Origin of the sequence: Peptococcus niger (genome assembly GCF_900101835.1) — a bacterium.
GTDB lineage: Bacteria > Bacillota > Peptococcia > Peptococcales > Peptococcaceae > Peptococcus > Peptococcus niger.
Map to the genome: position 1 here is coordinate 21,349 of NZ_FNAF01000003.1, position 15,972 is coordinate 37,320.

2 protein-coding genes are annotated in these 15,972 nt (G+C 46.5%); both read left to right on the plus strand.

Features of this window, described 5'->3' with window-relative positions:
* Nucleotides 1–101 precede the first annotated feature (101 nt).
* The gene (locus BLQ16_RS03100; RefSeq protein ID WP_200781869.1) at nt 102–7,871 is read left to right on the plus strand and encodes an InlB B-repeat-containing protein; all 7,770 of its coding nucleotides are present in this window, start codon (nt 102–104) and stop codon (nt 7,869–7,871) included.
* A gap of 182 nt (nt 7,872–8,053) precedes the next feature.
* Nucleotides 8,054–15,829, plus strand: a complete 7,776-nt coding sequence (locus tag BLQ16_RS03105) for an S-layer homology domain-containing protein (protein WP_159427964.1) — start codon at nt 8,054–8,056, stop codon at nt 15,827–15,829.
* Nucleotides 15,830–15,972: the final 143 nt, after the last annotated feature.

Here is a 15,972-nt window from a genome sequence, read left to right on the forward strand (position 1 = left end):
TTAGCTATATCCGCTTGAATAAAGGCATAAAATTTAATGATAAACGACGGTTACTACCAGAGGTCACAATGTCAGAAAGAAATTGCAGAAAGAGGTTGAAGATGAACAACAATTGGAAACAGAAAGTAAAGAAGTCCATGACGCGGGCGCTAGCCGGCTTCCTGGGCGTAGCGCTGCTGGCGACATCCCTGCCCCTGCCCGACCCGGCCTTTGCCCAGGAGAACCCGGCAGTGAAGGTAAACCACAACGACATCGCCGGTGACAAGGCCAAGTTCGTCAACAGCCTGACCCCGGTGCAAATTGCAAGGCCGAAAGAAGACGAGACGGCGAAAGACTTTGTGGAAAACCCCGCGCTGCCGGCCATCTACACCCTGCGGACGGACTACAAGGCGGAGAAAGGTGAAAAGTACAGCGTCAACTACCAGCCCTATGTGGCAAGCGTGGGGGAAGCGGCTAATCAAGCTGAAAAAGCCAAGGTCAACAAGAAAATCGACCTGCCCAACATGGCGGGTTACCAAATGCCCGAGGGAGAAACATCTTTTACCAATTCCTATAAAGGCATTGTCGATGCGGCAAAATATGGCCACAAAACCACGGATAACGGGGACAAATTCCTGGCCCTTCGAGAATACCAATACACGGCCATTCAAAACAACATTCAAGTAAAACATACGTTCCAAAACATGGAAGACTTTAACAAGTTTACCAATAAAGACGGCACCATCACCAAAAACGACGGCACCGTCATCGACAAAGACGGAACAGAAACAAAGTATGATTTAAAAGATCCGGATCAAAAGAAAAAATACCAAGAATTCGTCCGCGACCACGAAAATATCAGAATCCTGAGCGGCAACACCGGGTCTACCCTGGAAGTGCAACCCCTGCAAGAAGATGAACGGCCGGGCTTTGAACCTCAGGTAGAAAAATTAAAGACCCAAGTACCGGAAGACACCTCGAAATTTAAAATCGAGTACCGCTACAATCGGGCCGCCTACGACGTGGTTTTCGACACCCAAGACGGCACCCCCCTGCCCACTCGCACCTATTACTACGACCAAGAAATCCCCAAAATCGATGAAAACAGCATTCCCACCAAGATCGGCTGCGAATTCCAAGGCTGGATACCTTCCCGCGATCTAGAAGGGGTAGACGGAAAAATATATAAAAAAGGTGAGATCATTAAAGATGCCAATGACCATGCCGTCGTCGACTTGGGTAATATCTACTACAAAAGAGATGGTCAAAACAAGCTTGTCGTAGAAAACGGCGATCCTGTAAAAGGAAAGAATGCCACAGACATTCAACTTAAGGTGCCCGCCATGAAGCTGGGAGACGGCAAATCCATTCCCAGAGAAAAGCTCACCTTCACCGCCGTGTGGAAAGACAAGGAAAAGGCAGACTACGCCATCCAATTCTGGGCGGAAAAGGCAGACCACCCGGAAAATGCCTCCCTTTTAAATAAGTATGACTACATGGGCACCCGGGTCTATGAACAAGAACCTACGGGCAAAAGACCCGAATTAAAAGATGAGAAGCCGGGACCGGTAAAGATTCAAGTCAATGGAGTCACAAAAACCTTACCGGGATTAAATTTCCCCGACCTGGACGAAACGCGACTACAAAAAATCTGGAACGGCGAAAAATTCAATCGTGGCCATGACCTTTATCTGAATAAATTCTTTGTCTACAACAAAAAATTAACCGACGAGCAAAACAAAGACCCTAACGCACCAACTATGACAAAGGCCGTATCCGCCACCGGCAAAACCGTCTACAACATCTACTACGACCGCCAGGTCTACGATCTTTACTTTACCAAGTCCAATGTACAACCTGGGAAAAATACCATCTACCCTGAAATTTGGGGATACGATCCGGCAAAGGGAGAATCGGTGATGTTAGGCGGTCCCGGCAATCTCTACCACTACAAGGCCAGATTCAACGAGATGATGTATAAGTGGCCCAACGATGCCAAGCAGACCAAAGGCTTTACGCCCGGCTATCAAAGCTTTGGTTGGGGACCAAACTATGTTACGCCCAACTGGCCCCTTCACTTAGACACGCCCCCCTATCGACTCAATGCCGATGAGTTCCTCGACATGGAAAACTACACTAAATGGGGCGGCTATGTGAAGCACATAGACAAGGGCGACGGAACAACCATCGATTTAGAGTGGTCCGATTTTACAACCCTTTCCTTCGGCATCAAACAGGATCATCCTTCCATCCCCCACCACATGGACTTTTGGATGGACGGCTTTAAGAAAGGCGAAACCATTATCCGTTACGACCTGGTACGGACCAAGGCAGATACTGCTGGCCCGGACTATGGCCACCGGTACCCCATAGTTACAGGCTTTACCCCTTATGGCTATGATCCTAAAAAACAATGGCCGACCATTGAAGAGGGAAGTGAGGAAAACGGCCGCGTGGATGAAGATGGCATTAATGAACTAAACGACGATCGGGACGAAATCACCCCCAACCATAGCGGGACCTACTATAACAACCAGGGCATCAAATTACCCATCGGCCAGCTGGACTTTATCCCCGTTTTCTTTAGCGATTCCGATGAATTTGGCGACGTAAAGGACGGCGGTCAAGAATTTAAAGAAAACGGCTACCTTCAATTCAAATACACCCGCAACAAGTATCCCCTAAGATTTAACACAGACCCCACCAAGATTAAGGGCGACAGCGAATTTAATAAAACCAACCAACTGGAAACCTTCTACGAATTCCCGCTCAAGGCCTTAAGTCCTGACGTAGACGAAAAAAATGAGTACCAGAAGGTCGGCACCAAGGAAGGTCCGAAAAACTTATTAGACGATCCGGACAACTTATTCAAATTAGGCCTTACAGACCTTTTGCAAAAAGACAAAAACGACCCGAATAAGTTCTTCCAAGATGCAAAAGGCCATTACAGGGTCAAACGACCGGAAGGCCTTTCCGACCAAATGGTCTTTAAAGGCTGGGCCATGGACCCCGCGGGCAAAAAAATGGTCTGGAAAAACAAGGACGAAACCATGCCCTTCCACCCGATGAACCTCTATGCCATTTGGGACGAACCGGACTACAAGTGGAAGGTCACCGTCGACCCCAATGGCGGCACACTTCCCGCCATTGACCCGGATAGCCTCACCACCGAAAAGAAAACCATCAAAGAAGGGGACATCGGTCGTGAAGAAGAAAACACCTATCCCGTAGCAGGTTATGAGGGCAAAGACCTGCCGACAGAGGATAAAAATAAACCTCAAGTCTTTACCGTAGTCCAAAAACAAAAGCTGAAAAAGCTTCCGAAACCGGAACGCTACGGCTACGACTTTTTGGGCTGGGAAGTTGTCCGCTACCAAAGGACGCCCGGCGGAGACTATACCAACGAGCAAGACAATTCTTATCGCGACAAATACAAGGTACCCGAGCTCTACTCCTTCGGCACCGATGTGGTATCCCCCATTTACCTCAAGGCCATTTGGGTGGAAAACAAGCGGGCCAAAGTGGAGGTCTTGCACTACTTCCTAAAGAATGAAAAAACCGAGAACGGCGAAAAGCTCGTCCTGGATACATCGAAGTACCCCAACCCGGTTCCCAACAACCTCGCCTACAAACGCGTCGGCGACTACGTGCCCGCCACAGGGGAAAGACAAGACGAGCATTGGATCCTAGCCAACAACGCCGAGTTAATGGAAAAACTCGACGGCAAGTGGGTTGAACAAATTAAGGATTCGAAAGGCAAGGTAACAGGAACAAAAGAGCATGACTTAAAGCCGGAATACGAAAAATATAACGAGCGTGTTAAGCTAAACAACACCTTCTTCCAATCCTTTAGAGTTCAAGACAATATCAATGAAGGCACCGACCAAAACCCTGTCTACAAGCCCAATCCCGAAAACATCTTTAGATTCTACTACCGCCCCTTCCGTACCCGGGACTACAAGGTCAATTACATTGACGAACGGGGCAAGGCGGAAGTTGAAGCCTTCTTTAAGGGCTTGGATCTTACAGACACCAAAGGCCTAACAGACGATGCGCTCTTAGAGGCAAATACTGCAAACAAGGCGAAGTTTGAAGCCAACAGAGGCAAGCTGGAAGATATCCTTAACAAATATAAAGTCATCAACAAGGAAGATGTCACCAGCCAATGCCGCCACTACGATGCCAGAAACTACCGACCCATTCCCGGTTGGACCTTAGTAGGCAAGCCCCAACAACAACTTTTCTACGATGTCAACGAAAACACCAACGAATTCTTGGGCATCAACGGCACAGGTTCCGATGAAATTTACTTCTATTATAAAGACGCCCGCGTCATCGAAGTGCCCGGCGACAAAGAACCGCCGAAAGGCTACGTTCGCGTCACCTTCAAAATCGACGACAAGCACAAAGGCGGCGTCTTTAAGGACAAAGATGGCAAAGAAGTGACCGAACTCCACTACGACGTCATCAAGGGGCTTAAGTCCAACAACCTGCCCCACCCCATCATTTGGAAAGACGGCAAAGATGACCAGGGCAACGACAAGGTAAAAGAAGCAAACCGCTACTACATTACCCCCGACCAAGGCAAGACCTTTAAAGACTGGGATAATGAAAAGTGGCTCAACGACCAAACCGATATTAACAGGGACTACACCTTCACCGCCTACTTCGACTGGTCGGGACTCACAGCAAAAGGAATGGTACGCACCGAATCCTACACGGATCCCAAGGGCAAATGGACCAATGCCTTTGCTCCGACGATTGAGGATTTGAAGAAGCAACTCGTCTGGAAAGAAAAGGATGAGGTTAAACCCATTCCCGACGGAACGACGATCGAATTCTTCGATGAAGCAGGCAATGAACTGAAGACAAACGAAGATATCTTTAACTTAGTCAACGAAAAGAAAGCGGCGGACAAGGATGAAGTTGTTCGCACCGTAAACATCAAGGTGAAAGTCACCTTCAAAGACGGAAAAGACCCGCAAGAACTGACGATCCCCATCACCGTCTACAAAAACGTCTACGAAGCATTGAACAAAGAAGGCGACAAACCCATCTACCTCTCCGATGCGGAAAAACTGCCTGCCGAAAAAGGCGGCTTGAAAGACTATTTAAGCGACACCGAATCGAAAGCTTACGTCAAGGTCACCGTATCGCCGACAAAAGACTTGAAATCCAAAGATACAAAAGTCTACTACGCCAACCCCAAGGCTTGGGTGGAAATTCCTGAAATTGACACAAAAGACAATTCGAGATTTACCAACTGGACAGCAGATAAAGATGTCCAAAATGAAGACGGCAAAAAAGATGGCGTCTTTGACTTTACAAAACGTCATATGTTTACCGAAGATACCATCATCACACCGGGCTTTGCCGGAGATGTGGTTGAACAAGAAAAAGGCAAAGACAAACCCAATGTGCCGGAAAGCTACGTGAAAGTCATTGTTCGGACCACGGACAAGGCAAAAGACGAAAGCAAGTTCGAAAGAACCTTCTGGGTCAACCCCGCGACAGATGTAGCCATTGACGTTCCGAAGCCCGAAGGAAAAACGGACCAAGAAGTAGATTTGCCGAAAATCGGCAAGAAGAAAGTCAACTATGTCTTTAATCAATGGCAAAAGGTTAAGGCCGGCGAAGCCGATGACAAATTAACAGAAGTCAAACCGGCAGTAGAAATCGACCTGGCCAAGAATAAATACACTGACAAAGTCACCGTCATCGAAGCCTCTTACTTTGAGAGATTTGCCGCCACACCCATCGTCAAGCCCATTAAGACAGAAAAGCTTGACACACCTGAAGGTAAAGAAATCACCGACAAAGACTTAATTGATAAAATTACTCCGCCGGAGAATAAAGAGATTGAGTCGATAACAGTCGTTGAAAGGCCGGATCCTTCAAAACCGGGTAAGCAAGAAGCAAAAGTAACCATTAAGTACAAAGACGGATCCACCCAAGGCTCAAACGAAAACCCCGTCGTCATCCCAGTGGAAGTTCACAAAAACATCATTCCCGAAGCACCGGGCGGACAAAAGCCGAAAGATGCCCTCGAAAACTACGTCAAAGTCATCTTCACAGCAGGCGAAGGCGGAACTGTATCCGGTGACCTGGTCTACTACGTCAGCCCCGAAGTAGAAGTCGATATGACCGAGTCGGCAGACAAGATTACCAAGACCCCCGGCGTTGGCTACACGGCAAACGGCGGAACCTGGTCACCTGAAATCAAAGCCGAAAAGATTGAAAACGAAAAGACCTACACCTTTAACTTCGTTAAGTCTAAAGACATCGTCGAAAAAACCGACGATAGCGTGGAAAAACCCGAAGGCTATGTCACCGTTAAATTTATCGCCGGAGAAAACGGCGAAGTTGTCGGCGGTGACAAAACCTATTACGTCAACCCCGCTGCAAATATCAAATTGGTTGACAAAGACAAGGCAACACAAGGTGCTACGAACGAGTTGATCGTTCCCGACGCAAAGGCTAGTGACAATTACGGATTCACCGGCTGGGTTGAAGAAATCGACTACACCAATCCCATTAAGGGCGATCGTGAACACGTAGCCCACTTCGCCATCGGCCAAGTCACCTTGACCTATGACAAGGGCGGAGAAGATGTGACCGGTGACGTACCGAAAGCTACAACAGTAAATCACGGAACCACCGTCAGACTGGCAGGCCCCGACCAACTTAAAAAAGCAAATGCAGTCTTTGCAGGCTGGAAAATCGGAGACAACACCTATCAAGCAGGCGACGAAGTCACCTTAAACGAAAACACCACCGCTATCGCCCAATGGAACGTCGGAACCCACACCGTGATCTTCGACCTGAACAAAGGCACCATCGATAACAAGACCGTGAAAGATCCTGTACAAGTTGAACATGGCAAAACCCTTGGAAATATTACGGATCCCGAACGCGAAGGCTACGTCTTTACCGGATGGAAAGCAGGAACCGAGCCCTTCGATCCGGCAAACACACCGGTCAATAGTGACGTGACCCTCGTCGCCCAATGGGAAAAAGCCGTTGAAAAAATCGGCGAAAACGACCCCGTCGATCAAGACCACTTCATTAAAGTTACCTTCCTTAAGGGCAACCACGGAAACCTTAAAGACGAACAAGCCGAAAACCTCGAAAAAGTCACCTACAAAGTGGCGAAAGACTACACCTTCGACGACGCTGTAAAACACAGCCTCGTCGTCCCGGGTATCGCCCCTGCAAAATACTACAAGGCCAAGGACGCGAACGGCGGCTGGGATAAGGCGCTAGAACTGAACAAACAAAACATTGAGTTCACCGCCCAATACGAGCCCGAAGCCAACGTCATCCCCGTCGATCCGAAAGTCACGCCCGACAACAAACTTCAAGAAGACAAGCCGGACGGCATGGTCCTCGTTGTTTTCGAAGTTGATTCAACCAAAGCATATATGTTGGGTGATTCAAAATTCTATGTCAAAAAAAGTGAAGTAGTTAACATTAAGCCACCGCTCGTTGTAAAAACCGACGAAAGCTATAACTTCAATGGATGGGATATAAACCTAGACCAAGGGCAAGTTAAAGCTAAGTTTGAGGATGACTCAACCATAACTTCTAAAAAGTCCGGCGCACCGGACATTCAGGTACAAGCACCAAGCGCAGGAGCTGGGTTTGTTGAAATTGCGAACTTGACAGATGGAGCGACAGGACACCTTGTCCTAACTAGAGGCGGACAAGAATATAAATTTAAATCCGTTCAAATGAAAGTAAAGACAAGGGTAAGAAGAAAAGTCGTTGAAAAAGAAATCACTTGCTTTGACCTGAGCACACAAGGCATTAAATTGCAAAGCAAAGACATGATTAGTGTTTTTGCAACAAATGGCGATTTGAAATCTGACGTAAGAGAATACACGGTTAGATAAGGAGCGACATTTTGAAAAAAAGGATATTTACACTTGCACTGGCTCTTGTTATGATTCTTCAAACCGTGATGCCAGTTGCAGGGGTTGCGAAGGAAAAACCTCCTGAGCAAAAGAAGATGGTTAAGGTGGGAGAGATGGACCTTAAATCCTACCCGCAGCCAAGTATAAAGATAGTTCAAGAGGTGAATAGACAAAAAAAGTTACAGTCAAAAGGAGGAAAAGTACCGGGGGGAGCGCGGCTATTCAGCTCTCCCTATTTCCCCGGTCAAGACCCGGATAACGATAAAAAACCGCTTATTTACGCAAATGTAAATGCTGTTTTTTCAACTAAAGGGCTTGACGGAGGAAAATTTGACTGGGGAGGAGTTTTTGGCAAAGACCAAGACGGTAAAACCAATAAAGCACAAATTGTTTTTGAACAAATTGATTACGATACGTCGACGAGAACCGGAGTTAAGTTCTTTTTAAAAGTTGATAAAGACGGAACTTACACATGGTCCGACGACCAAGGAAAACCGACCAAGCTTCCTCTCTATTCAAAAGAATTGAAGCCCTTTAAATACGAAGTGCTTCTCGATGAAGACGTATCGGACCATGTCAAATTGCTCACCGCTAGATTTTTCGGTACGAGAGAAAAATACTATTTCGGAGAACCTGATCCTGTTACGGGAGAGATCGTTGGTACCATTAATCTGGACCTATCTCTTCAACAAATTGCTTCGACGAAATTTACTTCCAAATGGAATACCGGCGTCGAAGAAGCAGACCGTCCGACGGTGGAAGGCTCTTTCCTGCCGGGGAATGAAACCGACCCTGAAATGTATGGGATTTTTAAATTCCCGAGCAATGACACGGGAAAAACCATCATAAGAAACGACCAACTCGATCCAAATAATCCCGGCGAATACTCTGAGTATCGGGCGGCAGATCTTGAAAAAACACCAAAGGTTGATGTAGCAGATCCGGATCCTGACTCGACGGATACCTATGTACTTGATAGAGATAATAAAAAAATCTCTTACAAGGAAAAGACCTACAGGTATACCTTCACCTACGACGTCATCAACGGCGGTAAGCTCACCATGACGGAGATCATCCCCGTGACTTTCGATGCCAATGGCGGAAAGTTTGCTTCTATTACTGAAGAAGGTGCCGACCAAAAAATCGTCAAGGAAGTGGACTACGACGGCACGTTGACGGACAAGGCGGAAGAACCCACGCAGGATCGTGAAACTTTTAAAGGCTGGTCGACAACTACTGACGGGAAAACCCCTGCTACTGATGCAGACTTTAAAAACATCACGAAAGCAAAGACTTTCTATGCAATTTGGGTCAATAACCCAATCACAGCAGAAGAACTTACAGTTAATGAATCTTTTAAGGAAGATGGTACAACAGAATATGTCAATGACTTTATTCCACCACTTGACACCTTAAAGGGACAAGTAAAGATCAAAGACGCAAATGGAGATCCACAACCATTAGCAGCTGATGATACTTTTGAAATATTAAAAGATGATGGTCAAACTGCATTTACTCAAGCTGAAATAGATGATGGAACATTAAAAGATTATCTATATGAAAAATTAAAAGAAAAAGATAATCCTAAGGGTGAACCTACAAGAGTAGAAACGGTAAAGGCAAAAGTTACCTACGCAAATGGCACGAGTCGCACCGTGGATATTCCCATTAAGGTTATAAAAAACATTTACGAAGCCAAGACCAAAGAAGGCAAACCTATATATGTTCCTGGTGATTATGTAAAAGTAACCCTGGATCCCACAAAAAAGGCAACTGACCCTCAAAAGATTTACTACTATGTAAATCCAGCTGCAAAAGTTGTTATACCTGGAGAAGACCCAACAGGAACTGACGGCAATGTCTTTGCCAAATGGACAATGAAGGCAGATACTGCAAGTGGTGAGGGTGCTGATTATACACTTAGAGACAGACATCAATTTGCAGCAGCATCTACAATTGAAGCCCAATATGAAAAAGAAAAGCAAGGTATAATCAACATCAAATATGTTGACGAAAACGGCAAAGAAATCGACTCTAAGTACCATGTAGACGGAGTAGATTACCCTTCAACAAAAGAAGGTAAATCAGGTGCTCTTGCCACTGAGAAAGAATATCCTACACCAGGACCTGCTTTCAAGGGCTACATCTATACAAGTAGAGATGCGATTAAAAGTCAACATTATAATGACCCTGCAACCGATACAATAACGTATCAATACACAAAAAAAGTAACCACAGATGACAAATCAACATCATGGGTTTACTTCCCAGTTGTCTTTGATGCTAACGGCGGTGAATTTAAATCAGACACAGCAACTCAAAAGACTGTCTATGTATACTTTGACGGAAACGACGCTACTGTTGAAAAAGTCACATTTAAAGAAGTCAAGGATGAATTTGAAAAAGCATACAGCAACCCAACAAAAGATGGCTTTGATTTTAAAGAATGGCAAAATGCTAAGACAAATGGAACAAAACCTGCCGATGATTACGAAATTCAATTCAAAGGCTGGGATTGGGAAGCAGACCCTGATAACGGTTATGTACCGGAAACTTTCTATGCCCACTATGAACAAGCCAGCGCTCTTGTTAAATATCTTGACCTAGATGGCAAGCCTATTGCCGATGAATTTAAGATCGACGGAGTAGAATATCCAACAGAAAAAGAAGGCAAATTAGGTGAAGCAATTGCATCTGATGTATTTACAAAAGACAACGCACCTAAGCTTATAGGCTATAAATTCAATAGAATTGAACTAAACCCTGTAAATTCAAAATATGCCTTAGACAATAAGGCAACAATTAAGATTTACTACGAAAAACTTCCTGATGTCATTCCGGCAAAAGATGGATCTGGTAATCCAAATGAAAAGCCGGAGGGCTATGTTGAAGTAAAATTTGTGCCGACAGATAAGGCAAAAGATACAACAGAAAAGATTTTCTATGTAAATCCTAAAAAAGATGTAACAATTCCTATTGCAGACCCGGAAGCTAAAGCTACCTATACATTTAAAGAATGGAAGATGGGAGCAGATGCTAAGGGAGCAGTTTATACTCCGAGTACTGGGCAAAAGTTTACTGATGATTTAACAGTAATCACCGCAACTTATGAGGAAACAAAGAACATCATCCCCTACGATCCGAGTGTTCCCGATCCCATGGTTCGCCCCGAGGGATATGTAAGAGTTACCTTTGCAGCGGACATGGGCTTAAAGTTAACGGAACAAAAAGCCTACTATGTCAAGAAAAACGCAGGCATCACGCTTGGAAATGCTGATCTTGTAAAACCGGCATACAAAGAAGAAACCGGCTACAAGTTTAAAGAGTGGGACAAGGAAGATACGCTAACGATTGCAGAAGCGGATATTCTTGTTACAGCTAAGGCGACGAAGCTGGATCCGGTCATTCCGGAAAAAGACGGCGAGGGAAATCCGAATGACAAGCCCGAAGGCTACAAGGAAGTCACTTTTGTTGTAAAAATCGGCGACGAAGCCAAGGGCAAAGTCACAGGCGTTGCAAAATTCTATGTAAACCCCACGGAATATGTCACCATCAATCCGCCGGCGACCAAGGCCAACACCGGCTATGAGTTCGGCGCATGGGACAAAGATGCGACCATCCCCACGGTCTACAAAGAAGACACAACCATCACCGGCTCCTTTAACGGACTGAAAGACGTCATTCCAAAAACAAAAGATGATGACTCAGAAAAACCAGCTGGCTATGTAAAAGTTACTTTTGAACTTGAAAAGTTAGATGGCAAAGAAGCTGGAAAGATTGTTGATGGTGAAACGATCACTTACTTTGTAAAACCAAATACAGATGTGACAATACCTCAGCCAGGAACTTTAGTTAATACGGGATATGAATTTAAAACTTGGAATCCTGATACAAGCAAAAAAGCTCAATATTCTCAAGACACAACAGTCAAAGGGAACTTCAAAAAGCTTGAAAATATTATTCCGAGCAAAAAGGACGACGGCACACCCAATGCTAAGCCCGACGGCTATATCACCGTCACTTTCGATAAGGGCGACCATGGAAAAGATATCACGGGCAAAACGGTCTACTACGTCAACCCGAAAGCCGATCCGCTTAAGAAATTAGGCGACACCCTAATAAAAAAACCGACAGTAAAAGCCGAAACCGGCTATAAATTTACCGGATGGGATACAAAAGATGATTTCGAAATAAAAGCCGATAAAACCGTGAAGGCCAAATATGATTCCATCGATGATGTCGTTCCCAAGACAAAGGATGACGAGTCGGAAAAGCCCGAAGACTATATTACCGTCACCTTTGTAAAGGGTGAGCACGGGAAAGAATTGACGGGCCAAGCAGTTTACTACGTCAACCCCAACAAGGCAGTGGTTCTTAAGGAAAAAGCCCCGACGGCTGTTCCCAACACCGGCTATAAATTTGCAAGATGGGATGTCTCCATCGACCAAGCCATTCAATACAAAGACGGCGCTGAAATCACGGCCCTTTACAACGACCCGGGCAATATTTCCACAACGGAAGTCGCCAGTTATGTAAAAGTTGAATTTAAGCCGGGCACCAATGGTGCGTTGGAAGGCACACAAGCTTACTGGATCAAGCCTGGTGTGGAAGTGAATATCCCCGCGCCTGCGGTGAAACCCAATGTCGGCTATAAATTCGATAAATGGGATAAGTCTTTAACCGTTACGGCAAAGGCAGGTGACCCGACCTATGAAATTACGGCAACTTATACCGAGAAAGCCACCATCATTCCCAAAACCAAGTCCGACGATTCCGAAAAGCCCAATGGCTACGTCACCGTCACCTTTACCACAGACGGAAACGGGAGCCTGGAAGGAACGACGACTTACTTCGTCAACCCGAACAAGGAAGCGGACTTTACCCAAATCGCCGATAATTTGACTAAAAAGCCGAATATCGGTTATACGGAAAAAGGCGGCAGCTGGAATTCCACTGACTTCAAGAAAACCTTCAACGCAAACGCAGAATTTAAGTTTGGTTTCAAAAAATTAGAGGATGTGATTCCTGCCAAGGAAGGCGAAGACAGACCGGAAGGTTATGTCACCGTGAAGTTGATTCCCACGGATAAGGCCACGGTTGCGACAGAAAAATCCTATTGGGTCAAAGCCGATACGGAAGTCACCATTACGGATAAGCCGATGGGAACAAAGGTTAAAGATGCCAACGACATCACCTATGATTACACTTTCGCGGGCTGGACGGTAACCAGAGGCACCATCGCTTCTTGGAATGATGAAAACATCAAAGGTAAGTTTATCCAAGATACAGAGATTACTGCCAAGTACAACTTGAAACTTGTCGACGTCATGCCGTTGCCGCTCGCACAAGATAATGTGGTAACGCCCATCGGTGAGACACCTGATGTGAATACACTGATTAAGAACAAGGATAAGCTGCCTGAAAATACGACAATCAATTATGCTACAGGCGGTGAACCTTCTGTAGATAAGGCAGGCAAAACAACAGCCAAGGTTGAAGTGAAGTATCCCAATGGTAAGACGACGATTGTCGAAGTTCCCATTACCGTCGTGAACAATGTGATTCCTAAAGTCGATGAAAATACGAAGAAGCCCGACGGCTATGTGATGGTCACCTTTGAAATCGAAGGTAAAGGCGGAACGATAGCAGACGGCGAAACAACGGTCTACTATGTCAATCCGAAACAAGACGTGACCATTCCTCAACCCGATACGATTGCCGACACCGGCTACATGTTCGACAAGTGGGATAAAGACACAAAGACACCGACAAAATATCTGGACGAAACGACGGTCAAGGGTAGCTTCAAGAGCCAAAAGGACATCATCCCTGCTACCAATGACGACGGCACGAAAAACGACAAGCCCGAAGGCTATGTCACCCTCACCTTCGACAAAGGCGAGCAGGGAAAAGAAATCACAGGCCAAAGGGTCTACTACGTCAATCCGAAGACCGACCCTGCGAAGATGCTAGGTGACACCCTAATCAAAAAACCAGAAGTCAAAGCGGCAACCGGCTGGAAGCAAAAAGCCGATGCAGATGCTTGGGATACTCCGGACACATTCGAAATAACAGCCGACAAAACGGTTAAGGCACAATATGAACCGCTCGCTGATGTCATCCCCCAAGAAAAAGAGGACGGTACCGACAAGCCCGACGGCTACATTAGCGTTACATTCTCTACGGAAACGAACGGTAAGATAGAAGGAACTGACAAGACAACGAGAGTCATCTACGTTAATCCGAATAAGGCAGTCGTGTTGAATGACCAAGCACCAAAAGTAACACCCAACACCGGCTTTGAATTTGCAGACTGGGACACCCAAATCGAAAAAGCAATTCAATACAAGGATAAGGACGTTATCAAGGCGAAATACAATACAATCGGCGATGTGATTCCCCAAGGAAAACCCGACGGCAGCGATAAGCCGGCAGGTTATCTCACCGTCACGTTTGTGAAGGGCAATCATGGTGAACTAAACGGCCAGACCGTCTACTATGTCAAGCCCAGCACAGAAGTGACCGTACCGGCTCCTGCTGTGACACCGGCATCGGGCTGGAAGCATGAAGGTTGGGATAAGGCCCTAACGCAAACATTTACTGAAGACACGACCATTACGGCACAATACGATTCCTTCGGTGATATTATTCCTCAGGAAAAAACTGATGGATCGGACAAGCCTGACGGCTACGTCACAGTTACCTTTAACAAGGGTGCGAACGGAAGTCTCGAAGGACAAACTGTTTACTACGTCAATCCGACTGCCGGAAAGACATTGGCCGATGTAATCCATCCCACCATCAAGCCGGCAACAGGTTTCACGTCAGCCGGATGGGACAAAGAGGATACGACAGCGATAACAGGCGACATCACTGTAACAGCGAAGTATCAATCAGAAAACGATGTCATCCCGAAGACAAAGGATGACGGAACAGAAAACGACAAACCCGAAGGCTATATCACCGTCACCTTTGAAAAGGGTGAGCACGGTAGGTTAAACGGTAAAACTGTCTACTACGTCAACCCGAAGAAGGCCGTTGTGCTTAAGGATCAGGCACCGGATGTTACGCCCGACAAAGACTACACCTTTACCGGATGGGATACTACCATCGAAAAAGCCATCCAATACAAAGATGGTGATAAGATTACCGCCAAATATACGGAAAAAGAAACCAAACCTGGTAGACGTTCCGGTGGTTCAAGTGGCGGCAGTGGCGGCGTCCTCGTTCCGTCTACGCCTAAGCCGACGCCGGAAAAACCGTCGGAAGGGGACTTGAACAAGGATGACCACTACCAGTACCTCATTGGCTATCCGGATGGGACCTTTGCGCCCAACCGGGGCATGACCCGGGCTGAGGTGGCCACCATGTTTACCCGTCTCTTGAAAGACCGCCCTGTTAAGTGGCTCCACTACAGTTCCGGTTTGAGCGACATTTACGCCGGCGACTGGTATGCAGATACGGTGGGCTATGCTGTTGAAAAAGGCATTGTCTCCGGTTATCCGGATGGAACTTTCAGACCCAACCAGCCCATTACCCGGGCAGAATTTGCCTCCATCGCCTCTCGCTTTGCCGCGCTCACTGAAGAAAAAGATCTCAGCTTCAGCGATTTGGATGCAAGCCACTGGGGCTACAAGGCCATCCGCCTGGCGGCCTCCAACGGTTGGATCTCCGGTTATCCGGACAACACCTTCCGCCCTGAAAAAGCCATCAGCCGGGCAGAAGTGACCTCCATCACCAACCGCATGCTCAACCGTTACGCAGACCTCGACTGGATCGACGCTCACCGCGCCGAAGTTATCCGGTTTAGCGATGTTGGCCGCAGCGATTGGTTCTTTGAACCGGTCATGGAAGCCACCATGGGCCATGACTTTACCCGCGATAAAGACGGTAAAGCTGAACACTGGACCGGTCTTAACGGTAAGACCTTTATCTAAGCTTTTATAAGGCCTTGGCTTTTAGCCAAAGCGATAAGATCCCAGTCTAAGTAGAAAATACCCTCTTGCATTGAACCGCCTCCCCTTTCTTGGATGCCAAGAAAGGGGAGGCTTTTTCATGCCCTCAGATAAGCGAGTGAAAC